18 protein-coding genes and 5 tRNA genes are annotated in these 19,371 nt (G+C 59.8%); 10 read left to right on the top strand and 13 right to left on the bottom strand.

Annotated elements, in window-relative coordinates:
- Window positions 1-10 precede the first annotated feature (10 nt).
- The 6 genes from PspS34_RS09290 to gltX form a co-directional block, all read right to left on the bottom strand.
- Window positions 11-550, bottom strand: coding sequence for a TetR/AcrR family transcriptional regulator (locus PspS34_RS09290; RefSeq protein ID WP_057715584.1), 540 nt, complete (start codon window positions 548-550; stop codon window positions 11-13).
- A gap of 193 nt (window positions 551-743) precedes the next feature.
- Window positions 744-819, bottom strand: a tRNA-Glu gene (locus PspS34_RS09285).
- A gap of 80 nt (window positions 820-899) precedes the next feature.
- A tRNA-Ala gene (locus PspS34_RS09280) sits at window positions 900-975 on the bottom strand.
- Between the two features lie 53 nt (window positions 976-1,028).
- Window positions 1,029-1,104: transfer RNA gene (locus PspS34_RS09275), tRNA-Glu, on the bottom strand.
- Window positions 1,105-1,183: 79 nt separating this feature from the next.
- Window positions 1,184-1,259 (bottom strand) — tRNA-Ala (locus tag PspS34_RS09270).
- 202 nt (window positions 1,260-1,461) lie between these two features.
- Entirely contained in the window at window positions 1,462-2,943 is a 1,482-nt protein-coding gene (gltX, locus tag PspS34_RS09265; protein ID WP_090454210.1) for a glutamate--tRNA ligase, read from the bottom strand.
- 230 nt (window positions 2,944-3,173) lie between these two features.
- Between gltX and PspS34_RS09260 the strand changes: the two genes are divergently transcribed.
- Together PspS34_RS09260 and PspS34_RS09255 are read left to right on the top strand one after the other, a co-directional pair.
- A complete protein-coding gene (locus tag PspS34_RS09260; RefSeq protein WP_154860620.1) occupies window positions 3,174-4,262 on the top strand; it encodes an HlyD family secretion protein in 1,089 nt (362 codons plus the stop codon).
- Window positions 4,263-4,311: 49 nt separating this feature from the next.
- Window positions 4,312-5,802, top strand: coding sequence for an MDR family MFS transporter (locus PspS34_RS09255; protein WP_174245540.1), 1,491 nt, complete (start codon window positions 4,312-4,314; stop codon window positions 5,800-5,802).
- Window positions 5,803-5,921: 119 nt separating this feature from the next.
- On the opposite strand, the gene uvrB is transcribed toward PspS34_RS09255, so the two are convergent.
- Entirely contained in the window at window positions 5,922-7,937 is a 2,016-nt protein-coding gene (uvrB, locus tag PspS34_RS09250; protein WP_057715588.1) for an excinuclease ABC subunit UvrB, read from the bottom strand.
- On the opposite strand from uvrB, the gene PspS34_RS09245 reads away from it, so the two are divergent.
- The 3 genes from PspS34_RS09245 (at window position 7,936) to PspS34_RS09235 (ending at window position 9,912) form a co-directional block, all read left to right on the top strand.
- Window positions 7,936-8,112: a hypothetical protein gene (locus PspS34_RS09245; protein ID WP_159389613.1), complete on the top strand. Its 177-nt coding sequence runs from the start codon at window positions 7,936-7,938 to the stop codon at window positions 8,110-8,112. The two genes, uvrB and PspS34_RS09245, sit on opposite strands and share 2 nt — an antisense overlap.
- A 161-nt stretch (window positions 8,113-8,273) precedes the next feature.
- On the top strand, window positions 8,274-9,470 hold the full coding sequence (locus PspS34_RS09240; RefSeq protein ID WP_008050829.1) for an amino acid aminotransferase: 1,197 nt from the start codon (window positions 8,274-8,276) through the stop codon (window positions 9,468-9,470).
- Window positions 9,471-9,702: 232 nt separating this feature from the next.
- On the top strand, window positions 9,703-9,912 hold the full coding sequence (locus PspS34_RS09235; protein WP_057715590.1) for a hypothetical protein: 210 nt from the start codon (window positions 9,703-9,705) through the stop codon (window positions 9,910-9,912).
- Here the strand turns inward: PspS34_RS09235 and PspS34_RS09230 are convergent.
- Window positions 9,909-10,139, bottom strand: a complete 231-nt coding sequence (locus PspS34_RS09230; RefSeq protein ID WP_150812496.1) for a hypothetical protein — start codon at window positions 10,137-10,139, stop codon at window positions 9,909-9,911. The two genes, PspS34_RS09235 and PspS34_RS09230, sit on opposite strands and share 4 nt — an antisense overlap.
- Before the next feature lie 227 nt (window positions 10,140-10,366).
- Between PspS34_RS09230 and PspS34_RS09225 the strand changes: the two genes are divergently transcribed.
- Window positions 10,367-10,442, top strand: a tRNA-Asn gene (locus PspS34_RS09225).
- A 134-nt stretch (window positions 10,443-10,576) separates the two neighbouring features.
- Here PspS34_RS09225 and PspS34_RS09220 read toward each other — a convergent pair.
- Window positions 10,577-12,094 (bottom strand): nucleobase:cation symporter-2 family protein, encoded by a 1,518-nt coding sequence (locus PspS34_RS09220; RefSeq protein ID WP_057715592.1) that lies wholly within the window; start codon window positions 12,092-12,094, stop codon window positions 10,577-10,579.
- Window positions 12,095-12,348: 254 nt separating this feature from the next.
- On the opposite strand from PspS34_RS09220, the gene PspS34_RS09215 reads away from it, so the two are divergent.
- Window positions 12,349-12,630, top strand: a complete 282-nt coding sequence (locus tag PspS34_RS09215; RefSeq protein WP_154860621.1) for a BrnT family toxin — start codon at window positions 12,349-12,351, stop codon at window positions 12,628-12,630.
- Window positions 12,631-12,633: 3 nt separating this feature from the next.
- The gene (locus PspS34_RS09210; protein ID WP_090454198.1) at window positions 12,634-12,939 is read left to right on the top strand and encodes a BrnA antitoxin family protein; all 306 of its coding nucleotides are present in this window, start codon (window positions 12,634-12,636) and stop codon (window positions 12,937-12,939) included.
- A gap of 55 nt (window positions 12,940-12,994) precedes the next feature.
- Here the strand turns inward: PspS34_RS09210 and PspS34_RS09205 are convergent, their stop codons facing one another.
- Window positions 12,995-13,825 (bottom strand): arylamine N-acetyltransferase, encoded by an 831-nt coding sequence (locus tag PspS34_RS09205; RefSeq protein ID WP_150812495.1) that lies wholly within the window; start codon window positions 13,823-13,825, stop codon window positions 12,995-12,997.
- 113 nt (window positions 13,826-13,938) lie between these two features.
- The gene (locus tag PspS34_RS09200) at window positions 13,939-14,733 is read right to left on the bottom strand and encodes an exodeoxyribonuclease III (RefSeq protein WP_154860622.1); all 795 of its coding nucleotides are present in this window, start codon (window positions 14,731-14,733) and stop codon (window positions 13,939-13,941) included.
- 347 nt (window positions 14,734-15,080) lie between these two features.
- Here PspS34_RS09200 and PspS34_RS28245 point away from each other — a divergent pair, with 347 nt between their 5' ends.
- Window positions 15,081-15,407 carry a hypothetical protein gene (locus tag PspS34_RS28245; protein ID WP_174245506.1) on the top strand — a complete coding sequence of 109 codons (327 nt, stop codon included), beginning with the start codon at window positions 15,081-15,083 and terminating at the stop codon, window positions 15,405-15,407.
- Window positions 15,408-15,442: 35 nt separating this feature from the next.
- On the opposite strand, the gene PspS34_RS09190 is transcribed toward PspS34_RS28245, so the two are convergent.
- Window positions 15,443-16,849, bottom strand: a complete 1,407-nt coding sequence (locus PspS34_RS09190) for a DUF1254 domain-containing protein (protein ID WP_150812493.1) — start codon at window positions 16,847-16,849, stop codon at window positions 15,443-15,445.
- 112 nt (window positions 16,850-16,961) lie between these two features.
- The gene (locus PspS34_RS09185) at window positions 16,962-18,533 is read right to left on the bottom strand and encodes a GGDEF domain-containing protein (protein ID WP_159389612.1); all 1,572 of its coding nucleotides are present in this window, start codon (window positions 18,531-18,533) and stop codon (window positions 16,962-16,964) included.
- A gap of 243 nt (window positions 18,534-18,776) precedes the next feature.
- Here PspS34_RS09185 and PspS34_RS09180 point away from each other — a divergent pair, with 243 nt between their 5' ends.
- Complete coding sequence (locus PspS34_RS09180) at window positions 18,777-19,244, top strand: hypothetical protein (RefSeq protein ID WP_150812491.1); 468 nt, start codon at window positions 18,777-18,779, stop codon at window positions 19,242-19,244.
- Window positions 19,245-19,371: the final 127 nt, after the last annotated feature.

The following is a 19,371-nucleotide window of genomic DNA, read 5'->3' as shown; positions in this document are numbered from 1 at the left end:
AGCCTTCAGGTCAACGCACTGCCGATTTGGCCGCGCGCAGTAATCGATCGGACAACTCTCCTGGCCCCAGCGCCCGCGCCAGAGCCAGCCCACCCACCATCAAGGCCATGTCGGCCAGGGCTTTTTCGGTTTCTTCAGGGCTGGCCGCCAACTGCGCGACCATCAATTCCACATGCTCATTGAGCGCAACACGAAACGCTTCCGGCAGCCGCCCCAGTTCGCCGACCGATGCCGGGATCGGACAGGCCGATTCGGAGGAATCACGGTGCTTGCGCGACAGATAGAACGCCGCCACCAGCGCGCGGCGCTCTTCGCCGGTCAACTCCGCGTCCATGTCGGCAATCAGGTCACGGCGGTGACCGAGCAATTGCCTGAACGCCTCCAGCATCATCGCGTCCTTGCTTTCGAAGTGGGCGTAGAAGCCGCCGACCGTCAGGCCCGCCGCGCCCATCACTTCGCCCACGCTTGGCTCGGCCGGGCCGCGCTGAATCAGCGCTGCGCTGGCAGCCTTGAGGATGCGTTCGCGGGTTTGGGCTTTTTTATCGTTCATCGTTGCCTCCGAATATTACGATTGAAATATTATTCTCATAATAAATTTTAACAAGTCATGGGCATGACCGCTGGTCTGAAGAACAGTTTTTTTGGAAATTTTGGAAATGGAGGAATTTGGCCAAACGCCAGACAAACAAAAGGGCCATTCAATAATTGAATGACCCTTATAAATCCCGCAGAGCGGGTAATCGTGGCGTCCCCTAGGGGACTCGAACCCCTGTTACCGCCGTGAAAGGGCGGTGTCCTAGGCCACTAGACGAAGGGGACACAAACCCTTCTATACAACTGATCAGTGCTGAGTGCTGATCGATTCAAGGCCGGTGTGGCCAGACCTTGAACTGTAAAATTGGTGGAGCTAAGCGGGATCGAACCGCTGACCTCCTGCATGCCATGCAGGCGCTCTCCCAGCTGAGCTATAGCCCCGGATTTTTCGCCTCGCGGCGGAGCGACATCTTGCAACATCGCTTCTGTAAAACTGGCGTCCCCTAGGGGACTCGAACCCCTGTTACCGCCGTGAAAGGGCGGTGTCCTAGGCCACTAGACGAAGGGGACGCAAACCCTTCTATACAACTGATCAGTGCTGAGATCTGATCGCTTCAAGGCCGGTGTGGCCAGACCTTGAAGTGTAAATTGGTGGAGCTAGACGGGATCGAACCGTCGACCTCTTGCATGCCATGCAAGCGCTCTCCCAGCTGAGCTATAGCCCCTCATCGTTGATGTCATCGCTGAGGACGGGGCGAATCTTAAGGGCGTATCGAAAGCCTGTCAAACTTATTTTTCAAAAAATTAAAATTTTTTGCCGACATAACAATCACTTACCGCCCTCCCCCCCGAAAAATCGGGGTCTGAGGACCACTGCGCGCCCAACGACGGGCACACACAATGGCCATCAGCCCTTCATCAAGCGTGTCAGGCAATCGCGCCCAACAGCTTTTCCCACTCCTTGTTTTCTTTCTTCGACACGCCTCCCAGCAGGTCAATGGCCTGGCGCAGACGGAAACGGGTCAGGTCCGGCCCGAGGATTTCCATCGCATCGAGCACCGACACCGAGCTGGCCTGACCAGTGATCGCAGCGAACATCAGCGGCATGGCATCACGCAGCTTCAGCTCCAGGGATTCGACCACCGCCTGAATGGTCGCGGTGATGCTGTCCTTTTCCCACTGACGCAGGCTTTCGAGCTTCCACAGGATCAACTGCATCAACTGACGAACCTGATCACCCGACAGTTTCTTCGATTCGAACAACTTCGCATCCGGGTTCACGCCACCGGCAAAGAAGAACCCGGCCAGCGGTGCGACCTGGCTGAAGGTTTCGACCCGGCCCTGTACGTGCGGTGCGATCTTCATCATGTATTCGGAATTGAACGCCCACTTCTGCACGCGCGCGGCGAACTCTTCCACCGGCAGGTCGCGCAGCCACTGGCCGTTGAGCCACGACAGCTTCTCGATGTCGAAGATCGGCCCGCCGAGGGACACGCGCTTGAGGTCGAAGTTGTCGACCATTTCCTGCAGCGAGAACTTCTCACGCTCGTCCGGCATCGACCAGCCCATGCGACCCAGGTAGTTGAGCATCGCTTCGGGCATGAAGCCCATGCGCTCGTAGAAGGTCACCGAGGTCGGGTTCTTGCGCTTGGACAGCTTGCTCTTGTCCGGGTTACGCAGCAGCGGCATGTAGCACAGCTCCGGCTGTTCCCAGCCGAAGTATTCGTAAAGCAGGATCAGCTTCGGTGCCGATGGCAGCCACTCTTCGCCACGCAATACGTGGGTGATGCCCATCAGGTGGTCGTCGACCACGTTGGCCAGGAAGTAGGTCGGCAGGCCGTCGGTCTTCATCAGGACTTGCATGTCCATGCGGTCCCACGGGATTTCAACGTCGCCACGGAGCATGTCCGGCACCACGCAAACGCCTTCGCTCGGTACTTTCATGCGGATAACGTGGGGCTCGCCAGCGGCCAGGCGACGGGCGACCTCTTCCTTGGACAGCAGCAGCGCGCGGCCGTCGTAACGCGGGGTTTCGCCGCGAGCCATTTGCTCGGCGCGCATCTGGTCCAGCTCTTCGGCGGTGCAGAAGCACGGGAAGGCATGGCCCATTTCGACCAGTTGCTGGCAATACTTCTGGTAAATGTCGCCGCGCTCGCTTTGACGGTACGGACCGTGCGGGCCGCCGACATCCGGGCCTTCGCTCCAGTCGATCCCGAGCCAGCGCAAGGCGTCGAAAATCTGCTGTTCGGACTCGCGGGTCGAACGCAGCTGGTCAGTGTCTTCGATCCGCAGGATGAACTCACCGCCGTGCTGCTTGGCAAAGCAGTAGTTGAACAAGGCGATATAGGCGGTACCTACGTGGGGATCCCCGGTAGGCGATGGCGCGATGCGAGTGCGGACGGTGGTCATGGCATGTCTCGAAAAGAATAAAAGCGAAGTTCAAACAAGGCGCGAATGGTAACAGGCGACACCCGCCCGGCTCCAGTGAACAGGGCATTTAAGCCAAGGTTGCGTCTGTAACGCCCGTACAGGGAGGTGAATGGCCGAAAATCAGCCGACAGCATTTACCGCTTATCGGCTGTATGCCAGATTTGCCCGCTGATAACTTCTCTTACAATTTCTCGACTACAGTTTGCCCCATGCCTGCCCAACTCAAGCGTCGCCTCTTCTCGTTCCTGCTGATTGTCCTGTTGGTTGCCGGGGGCCTGTTTGCCCATTGGCTCTTGAAGGGGCGCTTTTATGAAAGCACCGACAACGCTTATGTCCAGGGCGAGATCACCCGCGTGTCGAGCCAATTGGGCGCGCGTATCGATCAGGTGCTGGTGCAGGACAACCAGCATGTCGAGAAAGGCCAGTTGCTGGTCAAACTCGAAGGCGACGACTTCCGCCTCGCTGTCGACCGCGCCAATGCCGCCCTGGCCACCCGCCAGGCCGAACGCCTGCAAGCCCAGAGTAAACTGACCCAGCAGGCCAGCCTGATTGCCGCCAGCGAAGCGCAGGTCGCGTCCAGCCAGGCCAGCCTGGGTCGCTCGCAGATCGACCTGACCCGTGCCGAGACCTTGCGCAAACCCGGCTATATCTCGGAAGAACGGGTGACCACCCTCTCCGCCGACAACCACATCGCACGCTCGCAAGTGGCCAAGGCCCAGGCCGACGCGCAAAGCCAGCGCCAGCAGGTCAATGCGCTGAATGCAGAGATCAAACGCCTCGACGCGCAGATCGCCAACGCCAAAACCGACCTGGCCCAGGCCGAACTGAACCTGACCCGCAGCGAAATCCATGCCCCCATCAGCGGCCTGATCGGCCAGCGTGCAGCCCGCGAAGGCCAATATGTGCAGGCCGGCGCTTACCTGTTGTCGATCGTGCCGGACGAAGACATCTGGATTCAGGCCAATTTCAAGGAAACCCAGATTGGCCACATGCAACCCGGCCAGGAAGCCGAACTGACCTTCGACGCCTACAGCGACACCCCGATCAAAGCCCGGGTCGACAGCCTGTTCGCCGCCTCGGGCGCGCAGTTCAGCCTGTTGCCGCCGGACAATGCCACGGGCAACTTCACCAAAGTCGTACAACGGATTCCGGTCAAACTGACCTTCGCCGCGGACAATCCGCTACGCGGCAAGATCCGCCCGGGCATGTCGGTCACCGCCAAGGTGAACATCAAGGACGCCCCTGAAGAAATCACCCCCAAAGTGAGCCACAAAGACGCCCCTGACGATGGCCGGTGATCAACTGATCCGCCCGGTCGGCGAACCGACCCGGCGGGACTGGATTGCGGTGATGAGCGTGATGCTCGGTGCGTTCATGGCGGTGCTGGACATCCAGATCACCAACTCCTCGCTCAAGGACATCCAGGGTGCACTGTCGGCGACCCTGGAAGAAGGTTCGTGGATTTCCACTTCGTACCTGGTGGCGGAAATCATCATGATCCCGCTCACCGCCTGGCTCGTGCAGCTGCTGTCAGCCCGGCGCCTGGCGGTGTGGGTGTCCCTCGGATTCCTGGTCGCGTCCCTGCTCTGCTCCATGGCGTGGAGCCTGGAAAGCATGATTGTGTTCCGCGCCCTGCAAGGCTTTACCGGTGGCGCGCTGATTCCGCTGGCGTTCACCCTGACCCTGATCAAGCTCCCGGAACACCACCGCGCCAAAGGCATGGCCATGTTCGCCATGACCGCCACCTTCGCGCCCTCCATCGGCCCGACCCTCGGCGGCTGGCTGACGGAAAACTGGGGCTGGGAATACATTTTCTACATCAACATCCCGCCCGGCCTGATCATGATCGCAGGCCTGATGTACGGCCTGGAGAAGAAAGAAGCCCACTGGGAATTGCTGAAAAGCACCGACTACGCCGGCATTCTCACCCTCGGCGTCGGGCTCGGTTGCTTGCAGGTGTTTCTGGAGGAAGGCCATCGCAAGGACTGGCTGGAATCGAGCCTGATCGTAACCCTGGGCAGCATCGCACTGGTCAGCCTGATCAGCTTTGTGATCGTGCAGACCTCCAAACCCAATCCGCTGATCAACCTCGGCATCCTGCGCAATCGCAACTTTGGCTTATCAAGCATTTCCAGTGTCGGGATGGGGGTCGGGCTGTACGGCTCAATCTACCTGTTGCCGCTGTACCTGGCGCAGATCCAGAACTACAACGCCCTGCAGATCGGCGAAGTGATAATGTGGATGGGCGTGCCACAGCTGTTTCTGATTCCGCTGGTGCCCAAGTTGATGAAATACGTCTCGCCCAAATGGCTGTGCACACTGGGCTTCGGGCTATTCGGGTTGGCGAGTTTCTCTTCGGGCGTGTTGAACCCGGACTTTGCCGGACCGCAGTTCAACCAGATCCAGATCATCCGCGCCCTGGGCCAGCCACTGATCATGGTCACCATCTCGCTGATCGCCACCGCCTACATCCTGCCCCAGGATGCGGGATCGGCCTCGAGCCTGTTCAACATCCTGCGCAACCTCGGCGGCGCCATCGGCATCGCCCTGCTCGCCACGCTGCTGGATGCGCGGACCAAGGTTTACTTTGATTACCTGCGTGAATCCATCGTGCCGAGCAATCCGCAGGTGGCTGAACGGATCGCCTCACTGGCTGACCGGCTGGGCAATGAAACGGCAGCCTTGGGCAAACTCAGCGAGATCGCCCACCAGCAGGCGTCGATCATGGCCTACAACGATGCGTTTCATTTTGTCGGAATTGCGTTGGGGATCAGCATGGTGGCGGTGTTGCTGACCAAGAAGTTGCCGGAGGGGTTGAAGGCTGGGGAAGCACACTAATTGATACTTGCAGCGTCCTGACCGGCCTCATCGCGAGCAAGCTCGCTCCCACAGGGATCACACCGAACCTTGTGGGAGCGGGCTTGCTCGCGAAGAGGCCCGTACATTCACCGCAAATCTCAGACAGTAATCAACCGCTCGCGCAACTTGCCAATCTCATCGCGCATCTGCGCCGCCGCTTCAAACTCCAGATCGCGCGCCAACGCATACATCTTCTCTTCCAGGGCCTTGATACGCTTGGCGATCTCGCCCGGCGAACGCAATTCCGCTTCGTATTTGGCGTTCTCTTCCGCCGCCTTGGCCATGCCCTTGCGCTTCTTGCTGCGCGAACCCGGCACGGTGGCGCCTTCCATGATGTCGGCGACGTCCTTGAACACACCTTTGGGGGTGATGCCGTTGGCCAGGTTGAAGGCGATCTGCTTGTCGCGACGGCGCTCGGTTTCGCCGATCGCGCGCTCCATGGAACCGGTAATCCGGTCGGCATACAGAATCGCCCGGCCATTAAGGTTACGTGCCGCACGCCCGATGGTCTGGATCAGTGAGCGCTCGGAACGCAGGAAACCTTCCTTGTCGGCATCGAGGATCGCCACCAGCGACACTTCCGGCATATCCAGGCCTTCGCGCAGCAGGTTGATCCCCACCAGCACATCGAAAGTACCCAGGCGCAGATCACGGATGATCTCGACCCGCTCCACGGTGTCGATGTCAGAGTGCAAATAGCGCACGCGCACGCCATGATCGGCCAAATAGTCAGTCAAGTCTTCGGCCATGCGCTTGGTCAGCGTCGTGACCAGCACTCGCTCTTCCAGAGCGACGCGCTTGGTGATTTCCGACAGCAAGTCGTCGACCTGGGTCAGTGCCGGGCGAATCTCGATTTGTGGATCCACCAGCCCGGTCGGGCGCACCACCATGTCAATGACGCGGCCAGCGTGTTCGGCTTCGTAGTTGCCCGGGGTCGCCGAGACGAAAATCGTCTGCGGGCTGATGCTTTCCCACTCATCGAAACGCATCGGCCGGTTATCCAGCGCCGAAGGCAGGCGGAAACCGTATTCCACCAGCGTCTCTTTACGCGAACGGTCACCTTTGTACATCGCACCGACCTGCGGAACGCTGACATGGGATTCGTCGATCACCAGCAAGGCATCGGCAGGCAGGTAATCGTAAAGGGTCGGTGGTGCCGCGCCGGCTTCGCGGCCGGACAGGTAGCGCGAGTAGTTTTCGATGCCGTTGCAGTAACCCAGCTCGAGGATCATCTCCAGGTCGAAACGGGTACGCTGCTCCAGGCGCTGGGCTTCCACCAGTTTGTTGTTGGAGCGCAGGTATTCCAGACGCTCCTGCAACTCGACCTTGATGCCCTCGACCGCGCCCATCAGGGTTTCCCGTGGCGTCACGTAATGGCTCTTCGGGTAGAAGGTGAAGCGCGGCAGTTTGCGAATGACTTCACCGGTGAGCGGATCGAACGCCGACAGGCTTTCCACTTCATCGTCGAACAGCTCGATGCGGATCGCCTCGAAGTCGGATTCCGCCGGGTGGATATCGATCACATCGCCACGCACGCGGAAGGTCGCACGGGCAAAATCCATGTCGTTGCGGGTGTATTGCAGGTCAGCCAGGCGGCGCAGCAATTCGCGCTGGTCGAGCCGGTCGCCGCGGTCCACGTGCAACACCATCTTCAAATAGGTTTCCGGGCTGCCCAGACCGTAGATGCACGACACCGTGGTGACGATGATCGCGTCCTTGCGCTCGAGCAATGCCTTGGTCGCCGACAGACGCATCTGCTCGATGTGGTCGTTGATCGACGCATCCTTCTCGATGAAGGTGTCCGAGGACGGCACATAGGCTTCCGGCTGGTAGTAGTCGTAGTAGGAAACGAAATATTCCACCGCGTTGTTCGGGAAGAACGCCTTGAACTCCCCGTACAACTGCGCCGCCAGGGTCTTGTTCGGCGCCAGCACCAGGGTCGGGCGCTGCACCTGGGCGATCACGTTGGCGATGCTGAAGGTCTTGCCCGAGCCGGTCACACCGAGCAGCGTCTGGTGCGCCAGCCCGGCTTCGATGCCCTCGACCATCAGGCGGATGGCTTCCGGCTGATCGCCGGCGGGCTCGAAACGGGTGACTAGCTGGAATTCAGACATGAAATACCTCTGGAATCACGCTTGCCGGCAAAACCGGCACGAACGAGAAAGACCGCAAACGACCGATGTCGCCCGAAGAAAAAACTGGATTGTGCTCAATGTGGAGCCGATTGCCATCGCTTTCAAGGCAAACGTCCTACATCGCGCAAAACCTTTGCCGACACCATTCGACTAACGGTCGCAAAATAATCGGAAAAACTTACCTTAAAAGCCGAATAGCCTGTCGCCATTGATCGCGGATGGCCTCTATACTAGCTCCCCGTTTGTGCACCGCTCTAGTGCATTCGGCTGGAGCGCGACACGTCCCTCCACACTCCATTCAGAGCCGCCGCAATAATGAGCCTGTTCTCCGCTGTCGAAATGGCACCACGCGATCCAATCCTGGGCCTCAACGAAGCATTCAACGCCGATACCCGGACCAACAAAGTCAACCTGGGGGTCGGTGTTTACTGCAACGAGGAGGGGCGAATTCCACTCCTGCGCGCCGTTGTCGAAGCCGAAACCATTCGCGCCGCTCAACACGTTTCCCGTGGCTACCTGCCAATCGACGGTATCGCCGCTTACGACCAGGCTGTGCAAAAGCTGCTGTTCGGCAATGATTCGCCACTGATCGCTGCCGGCCGTGTAATCACCACCCAGGCCGTTGGCGGTACTGGCGCACTGAAAATCGGTGCCGACTTCCTCAAGCAACTGCTGCCGAACGCCGTTGTGGCGATCAGCGACCCGAGCTGGGAAAACCACCGCGCGCTGTTCGAAACCGCCGGTTTCCCGGTGCAGAACTACCGTTACTACGACGCCGCCACCCACGACGTGAACCGTACCGGCATGCTGGAAGACCTGAACGCGCTGCCAAACGGCTCGATCATCGTGCTGCACGCCTGCTGCCACAACCCGACCGGCGTGGACCTGAGCCCGGCGGACTGGAAAAACGTCCTGGAAGTTGTTAAAGCCAAAGGCCACGTGCCGTTCCTCGACATGGCCTACCAGGGCTTCGGCGATGGCATCGACGAAGACGCCGCTGCCGTACGCCTGTTTGCCGAGTCGGGCCTGACTTTCTTCGCCTCCAGCTCCTTCTCCAAGTCGTTCTCGCTGTACGGCGAGCGCGTGGGTGCCCTGTCGATCGTCAGCGAATCGAAAGAAGAAAGCGCGCGCGTGTTGTCGCAAGTCAAACGCGTGATCCGCACCAACTACTCCAACCCGCCGACCCACGGTGCCAGCGTTGTCGCTGCAGTACTGAACAGCCCGGAACTGCGCGCCCAGTGGGAAGCCGAACTGGCCGAAATGCGCCTGCGCATTCGTGGCATGCGTACCCAGATGGTCGACCTGCTGGCACAAAAAGCGCCTCAGCGCGATTTCAGCTTCGTCGGTCGTCAGTGCGGCATGTTCTCCTACTCCGGCCTGACGGTTGAGCAAGTTCACCGTCTGCGCAACGAGTTCGGCATCTACGCCCTGGACACCGGCCGCATCTGCGTGGCCGCGTTGAACCAGAGCAACATCAAGGTTGTGACGGACGCTATCGTCCAGGTCATCTGATAACACCTTGAAATGAAAAACGGGAAGCCATGTGGCTTCCCGTTTTTTATTTGTCACAGATAATTCTCAACGCAACGACCCAGCCCTCTAAACTCCACACAAGTCAAAATGTGGGAGCGGGCTTGCTCGCGAAGACGGCAGTACATTCAATACTTGTACAACCTGACCCACCGCTTTCGCGAGCAAGCCCGCTCCCACAGGATTTATGTACTAAGCATTCCCGAGAACCCATATGAAAAACGATGACCTGCGCGCCGACCGCGATGACTTGGATGACCTGGATCACTTCACCCCCCGCGCCCCGGCAAAACGCGGCAACAACCTGGTGATGCAAGTGGCCGCCGGTGTGTTTCTCGGCGGCCTGGCCCTGTGGCTGGTGCAATTGGGTGCCACGGCGCTCTACGCCAAACTGATGCTTGGCACGATTACCTTCGGCGGTTAAACCAGTTCGGTCGCGCGCTGGCTGGCAGCGTCGTCGTAGGCGACATACAGCGATTCAGCGACCTGGCTCTTGATCGCTTTAGTGCTTTCCAGGCCCAGGACAAAACCTTCGGCCTTGCCGCCAGCACGGTTCAATGCTTCAGCGGTGCCGGCCTGAGTGATGGCGTCGAACAACTTTTCGGCGTGGGGGCCGACACCTTTGGGCAGGCTGATCTGAGAGATGCTCATGGGTGCATCCCGTGGTGTCGAGGTGTGAGGGTCAAATGATTCATGGCGCGTACCTTTTCGGCGAATGGCCGGCAGCGCGTGTCACCACTTCCGGGCAGCCATGGTAGACCTCTGGGGCGATCCTGGTAACCGCCAATCGCCGCTAAACCACCGCCCGTCCCGCTGATTCGCTCCAATTGTTATTTGATGCTTGACTTCTCTTTTTGAATCAGTAAGATACGCGCCATTCCGCGATAGCTCAGTTGGTAGAGCAAGTGACTGTTAATCACTGGGTCCCTGGTTCGAGTCCAGGTCGTGGAGCCAGACAGCAACATCGAAAAGCCCCTGAATCGAAAGATCCAGGGGCTTTTTTGTGGTCGATTGAAAAGCCAACGCCTGAAAAGCAAAAAGCCGATCTGTCTATTCGACAGATCGGCTTTTTTCAGTTGCCGTGAACGTCAGACATGCTCACTGCTTTTCGTGTGGACCGCCCGTGGTTCCGCCACGCCATGTTCCGATTCCAGCACCGGAATCTCCTTGCCGTCGCAATCGTGCAGTTTACCGTCACTGAAGTAGTCCCCTTCACGCAACGCCGCCAGATCCTGATAACGCAGCACCCGCTCGGTACCGGCCGCAAACACCGATTGCTGGTCGGAGTTACCGGCAGTCAGATGGTTGAAGGTCAGGTTCAGCACGATGGCCATGATTGCCGAAGAACTGATGCCCGAATGGAAAATGGTCGCAAACCAGCTCGGGAAGTGATCGTAGAAGCTAGGTGCAGCGATCGGGATCATGCCGAAGCCAATCGAGGTCGCGACGATGATCAGGTTGACGTTGTTGCGGTAGTCGACCTTGGACAAGGTCCGAATGCCGCTGGCCGCGACAGTACCGAACAGCACGATGCCAGCGCCACCCAGTACGGAGGTCGGTACGGCGGCGATGACCCGGCCCATGAAGGGCAGCAGACCGAGGATCACCAGGAACAGACCGCCGGTTGCCACCACGTAGCGGCTCTTGATGCCGGTGACCGCCACCAGACCGACGTTCTGGGCGAAGGCGCTCTGGGTGAAGGAACCGAAGATCGGCGCGAACATGCTCGACAGCATGTCGGCGCGCAGACCGTTGCCCAGGCGCTTGGAGTCAACCTTGGTGCCGATGATCTCACCGACGGCCAGAATGTCCGCCGAGGTCTCCACCAGCGTCACCATCACCACGATGCACATCGACAGGATCGCAGCGAAGTGGAAGGTCGGCATGCCGAAGTGGAACGGCGTCGGGAAGCCGAACATCGGGCCCTGGGTTACGGACGAGAAATCCGCCATGCCAAGGAACACCGCGATCACCGTACCAATGACCATGGCCAACAGAATCGACAGGCGGGAGATGGTCGCACTGCCGATTTTGCTCAGAAACAGCACCAGCACCAGCGTTACCGCCGCCAGACCGATGTTCGCCATGCTGCCGAAGTCCGGCGCATGGCTGTTGCCGCCCATTGCCCAGCGCGCGGCTACCGGCATCAGCGTCAGGCCGATGGTGGTAATCACGATGCCGGTCACCAGTGGCGGGAAGAACTTGGTGATACGCGAGAACACCGGGGTTATCAGCAACCCGATCAGGGACGCCGCTATCACCGCCCCCAACACCGATTGAAACCCGCCCTCCCCGCCACTGCTGACAATCGCCACCATGGTCGCGACGCCGGAGAAGGATACGCCCTGCACCAGCGGCAATTGACAACCAAAAAACGGTAAACCCAGGGTTTGCAGCAGTGTTGCCAGCCCCCCCGCAAACAATGAAGCAGCAATCAACAAACCGATGTCCGCCGGCGAGAGCCCGGCCGCCTGGCCGATGATCAATGGCACCGCGACGATACCGCCATACATGGTCAGAACATGTTGCAGGCCATAAGCCATATTCGCGCCGATCCCAAGATTTTCGTCCTCGGGCCGTTGGTGTGAAACATGGGGCGTTTTCATGGAGGGGGTTCCCTGGTTTTTGTTATGCGCACACTGTATGCAAGACATAGGACAAATGTCTATAGAGTTGTATACAACTTATCAGTCACAAAATGGATACTTGTCCATTTCCGCCTGACACCCACCCTCCTGGCCACGCCAAAAACCTTGAAATACATCCCTCGCCGCCCACACCCGCGTGCTGACTAGTCTTTTGAATTCCTGGCGACCATCGGTAAGGCCCGTCTCTTCTATATACATATAAAGTATGCATAATGAAGTCATTCGAAATTCAGTTCCACAAGGCCAGGAACGCAGCCAACAAACTCAAGCACCAAGGCATCAGCCTCGCAGAGACTGAACCGGTATTCCATGACGAGCGAGCGCTGACCATCGAGGACAATCACCATGATGAACAACGCTGGATCACCCTGGGGCTGGACGCCAAAGGCCGGTTGCTGGTTGTCGTGTACACCCACCGCGATCCGAATTTCGTTCGAATCATTTCCGCGCGCATCGCCACCAAAAGCGAGCGTCGTCAGTACCTGGAGGCATGACCGATGAAAGACGAATACGATTTCAGCAACGCCAGGCGCGGGGCCGTGGCGCCCGCCAAAGGCAAGACCCGCATTACCATCATGCTCGATGACGCAGTCATCGAAGCGGCCCGCGCACTGGCAGAACACGAGGGGTACGGCTACCAGACGGTGATCAACAATACCTTGCGCCGAGCCCTGCTCAACGAAGGCAAGAGCGCACACCTGAAACAAACCCTCACCCCTGCCGAACTCAAGGGTCTGGAGCAGAAGCTGGCAGAGGCCTTGCGCGAAATCCAACGGGTGATGGAACCGGGTGTTCGGCCCTGAAACACAAAGGGCCGATCAATCGGATCAGCTCTGTGCGATGCCCAGGATCAGCCTGTTACTGCGGCGCTGCGATCAATCGTTTCAGAGTCCGTGCCAATTGCGCCTGTTCCGGAACGCGAATGCCGAACTCGCTGCCCAGCAGGCCAATCAGTTCCTGAACATCCGTCACCTCCCGCCGCTCGCTGTCATGGCCAATCCGGTGAATCGCGAAGCTGCCATTGTTGAGCGTGCGTCGCCACCCCTCCCCGGTGCGCGCCACCATCAACTGCTTGACGAAAGACGACTCGGGGTGGGTCGAGACGTACCAGTTGCCCACAGCAAAATCGATATCTTCCTGGCGTTGCAGGTCGAAGATGTACATCGCTCGCCACTCGCCCGCAACGTTGGCGCGCAGGGTAAAGCCGTCGACGTGCAGATCGATGCGATACGACTCGTGAGGGGTAGCTTGTTCGGCACGGGTATCAAGCAACAGGGGCGCAGTCGGTACCATGCCGCCGAAGCCGACGTCGGTGATGTAGCGCACGTCATCGATGATGACCAGGCTCAGGCGGTGGGTCCGGGCAGTCCAGGACCCCTCCGGCTGGCCCATCACCACCCGGCCGCTGATGGCACGGGCGTCGAAACCCAATTCCTGTAGCAAGGCCAGGAACAGGTTGTTGAGTTCGTAGCAGTAACCGCCACGACCATCGTGCAAGACCTTCTGCTCTATGGACGGCAAGTCGATCAGCACCGGCTCGCCGGATAATGTGGTGAGGTTTTCAAACGGGAAAACGCCGGTATGGCGCAGTTGCAGCTGGCGCAAGGTTTCCAGGGTCGGCGCTGGAGGTGCATCGAAGCCCAGGCGTTGCAGATACAAAGCACGGTCGGTCAGGCGTGGCTCGCTCATCGTTCAGTCCTTTTGCACGCAGCGGCGGATTGCTCCGCCAGTGGCCGCTATGTATACGGGATCAAGCACTGCCGCCGACAATTGATTTAGCCAATCACCCGGCATGAAAAAACTCAACGCCGCTTGTGCGAGCCCAATTGAATCCAGGTCGGCGCGTGGTCGCTGGCATGGGGCTCGTTACGCACCCACGCATCCACCCCGGCGTCTTGCAGATACGGACTCAGGGCCGGGTTGAGCAGCAGATGGTCAATGCGCAGCCCCGAGTTTTTCTGCCAGTGCTGACGGAAATAATCCCAGAACGTGTAGAGCCGATCCTGTGGATGCAGGTGCCGCAATGAATCGGTCCAGCCCTGGTCCAGCAACCGCTGGTAACACTCGCGACTTTCCGGTTGCAGCAAGGCGTCCTTGAGCCAGGAGCGCGGGTTGTAGATGTCCAGGTCGGTGGGCACCACGTTGTAGTCCCCCGCCAGCACCACCGGATGTTCGCTGCCTTCAAGCGTCTGCGCGTAATGGATAAGCCGTTCGAACCACGCCAGCTTGTAATCGAATTTCGGTCCCGGTTGCGGGTTGCCGTTGGGCAAATACAGGCAACCCACCAGAACCCCGTGGACAGCGGCTTCCAGATAGCGACTATGGTTGTCGCTGTCATCGCCGGGTAACCCGCGTCGGCTTTCCAGCGGCTGCGCATCCCGCGCCAGGATCGCCACGCCGTTCCAGGACGCCTGACCCTGCCAGATGGCGCCGTAGCCGGCCGCTTCAAGCTTAGCCGCCGGGAATGCGCTGTCCACTGCCTTCAATTCCTGCAGGCAGGCGATATCCGGTTTTTCCCGTTCAAGCCAGGCCAACAGATTCGGCAGGCGTGCGCGCAGGCCATTGACGTTGAACGTGGCGATCCGCAACTTTTTCATGAACGGACACTCCTGAGGACGAGGTGCCTGACGTGTGACACCGGCAGGTTTCGCAGGTTGCGTCAGCGGTCCCGGGGCGACAGCACCTTGAGCGCAAGCTGGTCGATCATAGGCCTTGCTGACGCTGAGAGCTGTGTGGGAGCGAGATTGCTCGCGAAGGCGTCGTATCAGTGGCCAACCATTTGCCTGACCTGTCGCTTTCGCGGGCAAGCTCGCCCTCACAGGGTTCTCGTTTGGCCATGGATCGGTGGCCCCCTTAGGTCCCGTGCCATTCGTCAACCGGATCGGCACCAACCGCGTGACCCTTCAGACTAACATCAGGTAACGACTCATCCCGGGAGACGACCATGATGAACAGAAAAATGACTTCGCTGGTCATGGCCGGATGGTTGTCGGCTACGTCCCTGGCCACGTTTGCGGCGTCCGGCGATGGTCCTGGCGCGACCGGTACGGCACCCGGCGCAACCCGCAATTCAACTCTGCTGCCAGACAACAACAGGCCCAGCGATCCCTCGGGCAATAACGGGCGCGGACAAAGCCCCGGCTCGTCAAGCGGCAGCACCGGCGTCAATGGCCCGGGCAGTGGCGCGGGCGGCGGCACCGGTGCGCCCGGTGGCGGAACCGGCGGTGCTGGCGGCGGAACAGGTAGCTGGACAGGCAAAAGCCGCCAATGACATGCCGTCATTGGCCGCTTTTTGTGACCTGAGGCCTACATCGGCTTGACCGCTGGCGGGTTCCACTTGCCATTCAGCGCCTCGGCTTTCGGGCCGTACAGACGCATGGTCAGGTTGAACGGCCCTTTGGGTGCCGGTAGCCAGTTGGCCTCCAGATCCTTGCCAGGGCTTTCGTTCTGGAAGTAGAGATCCAGCGAGCCATCGGCGTTGTTCTTGAACGGCATCCAGCTACTGACCGCAAAACGATTGAGTGAGTTGGCGACCTGGAACCCTTCCGGGTCATACAGGGTGATCGACCAGAAGGCATTCACTGGCGGCGCCTCGCCCTTGTTGAAATGTAGCATGTACTTGTTTGCGCCCTCGAGCGGCTTGCCATTGCTGTCGCCGATGTTCAACGGATAAATTGCGTCCTCGGGCAGGTTGGCACCGAGCCCCACCTGCGTAACGATGGCGCGTTTGAGGTAGTAGTTGCCGTAGACACCCATGGTGTCAGTGTTCATCGACCAGCCATTGACCTCTCGCGCCAGGGTCGGCACTTTCCAGGTCATCAAGGCCTGCGCATCCTGGGGCACGCTTTGCAGCGCGGCCTGGATTTGCGGATCCAGCGTGTCCATGTCGAACGATTTGCCGGGTTCGATGCCGATCCGTTTGATCTGCGCCAGCATGGGCTGGTCGGTGCTGTGCGGCGGATTCACTTTCAGCAGTTCGGCAGCGTAAGTGAAGTAGTTGGCAGCCGACATGGAATCGACCTGAATCTTCGGTGGCGTTTTCATGTCCACCGCCGGGTCGACCTTCACGGTGACGGCTTCAGGCTCCTTGCCCAACCGAGACAACGGCGTAACCGTGTAACCGGCCTGGATCTTGTGCACCGCCGCGTAATCCGCCGCGCCATCAGTCTTGGTACGGCCGATGACCCAGACAAACGGAGTTGGCGCCGGCAGGTGGCTCATTCCGGCGGGCACCGTCCCGGTCCATCCCGGCGGCGTCACCAGAAATTGCCCGGCCTCAGTGCCCGTGGTGCGCCAGCCCGGCGAAGCGAATACGTCGGTCCACATATCCAGCATCGGTAACAGGTAGAAACGCCCATCGGTATCGGGCGCGGCGATCACCAGCGGTTCCTTGGTCAAGTCCAGCCAGGCAATCGAATACAACGTGTCGAAATTAGAGCGCACCACCCCTCTGAAATCGGCAGGCGGGTACTGCGGCACACTCACAAACATGTTCATCGGGCCTTTACCGAACTCCTTGCCCGGCTCGATGTTGGTGAACTGCTTGCGAGTGACGTCCATGCTCAGCAGCGGGTAAAAATAGATGTAGGCATCCACGCCGATCGAGTGAGCTTCTTCGGCGGTGATTTTCGATTGCGCGTGGCTGGCCAGCGGAAAGATGGCAGTGGCTGCGACGGTCAAAGCAACGGCTGTCAACGTTTGAGGTATCAACATGTTGGCGATCGTCCATGCGAGTGGATGTCTGCCGGGATCGACAGAACAATCGGAACTCTAGACGATCAATTCCGCCAGGCCAGGGAGACAGACCACCGGCAGCAACAGCACCTCAACGGTCGGAGCGCATCAACGCCTCGACGCCACCGGCCATCGACAACGTTGCCACGCGGTTTCTCCCCGAATGCTTGGCCTGATACAACGCCGCATCCGCCCGCTCGACAAACACATCCATGCTGTCACGCCCCGACGGCACGAACGAATAGCAACCAAGACTCACCGTCACGTAGCCATTGGGCGAGCCGGTGTGGCTGATGTGCTTGTCGATGACGCTGCGGCGGATCTGCTCGGCAATCGTCATGGCGCCGTGGATGTCGGTGTCCGGCAGCAGCACCGCAAACTCTTCGCCGCCGTAACGCACCGCCAGATCGGCCTTGCGGTGACAGCAACTCTTCAGCGCGCGTGCCACTTCGGCCAGGCAGTGATCCCCCACCACGTGGCCGTAGGTGTCGTTGTAGCGTTTGAAGTAATCGATATCGAGCATGATCAGGCTCAAAGGGCTCGCCTGCCGGGCGCCGCGCCCGAACTCGACGTCCAGCGCCCGCTCGAACAATCGGCGGTTGGCCAATCCGGTCAGGCTGTCGTGGGTGGCGATCAGCTCCAGCGCTTGCTGTGCCCTGCGCAAATCCGACTCGACCCGCTCGCCAACACGCACCTGATGCAGGAACACCCACCCGAACAACCCCACGCCCAGCAATACCAGGGCAACAATGAGACTGGAGCGAAACGCCGTGTCGTACCAGCCCGCGAGAATGGATTCCGTGGACGACGCCGCCGTGACCACCAGCGGATACGCCTCCAGCTGTCGGTAACCGTAAAGGCGTGTCACACCATCGATGATGGATGTGAACATCGCATTGCCGGAGCTGGCCAGTGGCAGGGACTTCTGGAAAATCTCGCTCTGGGCCAGCGACGTGCCGATCTGCGCCTCCACAAAAGGTCGACGCGCCAACAGCGTGCCATCGGTCAAGCCGAGAAACATCGAGCCGTTGTCGTCGAGGCTGAAGCTTTTGAAGAACTGGTCGAAGTACGACATCTTGATCCCGGCCAGCAATACGCCCTGGAAACGGCCGTTCTTGTCGTTGACCCGTTTGGAAACCGGAATGATCCACTCACCGTTTTCCCGACTGCGAATGGCCGGGCCGATATGCGCCACCGACGATACGTTCTGCTGGTGATACTTGAAGTACTCGCGATCGGCGACGCCGGCCCCCCGAGGCAGATTTTCAAACGAGGTCACCACCCACTGGCCCTTCTGGTCGAACAGCAGGATGCCGTGCAACTGATCCAGCGCCAGCACGCGCCGAGCGAAGGTCTGCTGCAAGCGTGGCCGTTGGTCCGGGCCGAACCCGTCGACCTGAATCCAGTCCACCAGGCTGGTCAACACCAGGTCGGCCTTCATGAAGGTGTCTTCGGCTTGCTGCGCCATGGCCCGCGTCAGGTTCGAAGACGCCACTTGCGCCAGGCTCAGGTCGTGGCGACGGGACTGTTCCAGTTGCAGGTAGAGCAAACCGCACAGGCACAGGCACACCGTGGCAATGAACAATACCGCGGCCTTGCGCAGTGGTATGCGTTTCAATGCGATGCCAGGGGCGTGGTCCGGGTCGTTAAAGCGCGTGGGCAAAAGTTCATCCTGTCGGGGGCAAGGCATGGGCAACGACCCAAAGCCCTCAGTCTTCGGGCGGCGTAGTTTACGGGGTTATCCAGGACAAATGGGTGGCCACTTGCCCAGCGGTAACACACCGCCCGTCGGTGCTGCCCGGACGCAACGTCCGCACCCTGCCTGCGCTGCAAACATGACCCAGGGCAAGCGCGGCCTGTGCGTCAACGAGCTACGATTAGACAAACCTCAATACAGGGAATCGACATGAGCAAGGCAGACGAACTCGCCGCAAAATTGAAACAGACACGGCTGGCCAGCGCAGATCAGGCGATCGATGGCTGGCCGGGCCAGGTCTACGAACTGTATCAACGCATAGAGACCTGGCTACAGCCGTTGACCGAAGCGGGCCTGATCCTGCGGCGCAACCCCACCCACGTCTTCGAGAGCCACCCCGATGGCGACGCTTACGACTACGCCATCGACCAGTTGGTGATCATCGGCAACGAGCACAGCATTACCTTTGACCCGGTTGCACGCTTCACCGCCGACGGTGAGGGGCGGGTCGAGATCCACACAACAGACAACGAACTCGCTCTGTTGCGCACCGTGGACGAACACGGTGAAACACACTGGTGGCTACAAACGATCGAGCAGGCCACCGCGCAACTGGATGCGGTGGCGCTCACGGAAACCGATCTGCTTGTCGTGGTCCAGCAAGGGCTGGCGCTTTAGGGGCTAATGCCAGTCAGTTAAGCCTTTGAACACCGCAAACCTTGTGGGAGCGAGCTTGCTCGCGATGACGGTTGGACAGTCACGTAAGGGGTGCCTGACAGTCCGCCATCGCGAGCAAGCTCGCTCC

It is taken from the genome of Pseudomonas sp. S34, from assembly GCF_009866745.1.
Taxonomy (GTDB): Bacteria; Pseudomonadota; Gammaproteobacteria; order Pseudomonadales; family Pseudomonadaceae; genus Aquipseudomonas; species Aquipseudomonas jessenii.
Note: the sequence above shows the minus strand (reverse complement) of the source record. Positions and strands in the feature narration are given on the sequence as shown.

Bases quoted from the DNA above. Each gene is read 5' to 3' on its own strand.
- PspS34_RS09290 (WP_057715584.1), bottom strand. From the start codon at position 550: ATGAACGATAAAAAAGCCCAAACCCGCGAACGCATCCTCAAGGCTGCC.
- gltX (WP_090454210.1), bottom strand. From the start codon at position 2,943: ATGACCACCGTCCGCACTCGCATCGCGCCATCGCCTACCGGGGATCCC.
- PspS34_RS09260 (WP_154860620.1), top strand. From the start codon at position 3,174: ATGCCTGCCCAACTCAAGCGTCGCCTCTTCTCGTTCCTGCTGATTGTC.
- PspS34_RS09245 (WP_159389613.1), top strand. From the start codon at position 7,936: ATGAAATACCTCTGGAATCACGCTTGCCGGCAAAACCGGCACGAACGA.
- uvrB (WP_057715588.1), bottom strand. From the start codon at position 7,937: ATGTCTGAATTCCAGCTAGTCACCCGTTTCGAGCCCGCCGGCGATCAG.
- PspS34_RS09240 (WP_008050829.1), top strand. From the start codon at position 8,274: ATGAGCCTGTTCTCCGCTGTCGAAATGGCACCACGCGATCCAATCCTG.
- PspS34_RS09235 (WP_057715590.1), top strand. From the start codon at position 9,703: ATGAAAAACGATGACCTGCGCGCCGACCGCGATGACTTGGATGACCTG.
- PspS34_RS09230 (WP_150812496.1), bottom strand. From the start codon at position 10,139: ATGAGCATCTCTCAGATCAGCCTGCCCAAAGGTGTCGGCCCCCACGCC.
- PspS34_RS09220 (WP_057715592.1), bottom strand. From the start codon at position 12,094: ATGAAAACGCCCCATGTTTCACACCAACGGCCCGAGGACGAAAATCTT.
- PspS34_RS09215 (WP_154860621.1), top strand. From the start codon at position 12,349: ATGAAGTCATTCGAAATTCAGTTCCACAAGGCCAGGAACGCAGCCAAC.
- PspS34_RS09210 (WP_090454198.1), top strand. From the start codon at position 12,634: ATGAAAGACGAATACGATTTCAGCAACGCCAGGCGCGGGGCCGTGGCG.
- PspS34_RS09205 (WP_150812495.1), bottom strand. From the start codon at position 13,825: ATGAGCGAGCCACGCCTGACCGACCGTGCTTTGTATCTGCAACGCCTG.
- PspS34_RS09200 (WP_154860622.1), bottom strand. From the start codon at position 14,733: ATGAAAAAGTTGCGGATCGCCACGTTCAACGTCAATGGCCTGCGCGCA.
- PspS34_RS28245 (WP_174245506.1), top strand. From the start codon at position 15,081: ATGATGAACAGAAAAATGACTTCGCTGGTCATGGCCGGATGGTTGTCG.
- PspS34_RS09190 (WP_150812493.1), bottom strand. From the start codon at position 16,849: ATGTTGATACCTCAAACGTTGACAGCCGTTGCTTTGACCGTCGCAGCC.
- PspS34_RS09180 (WP_150812491.1), top strand. From the start codon at position 18,777: ATGAGCAAGGCAGACGAACTCGCCGCAAAATTGAAACAGACACGGCTG.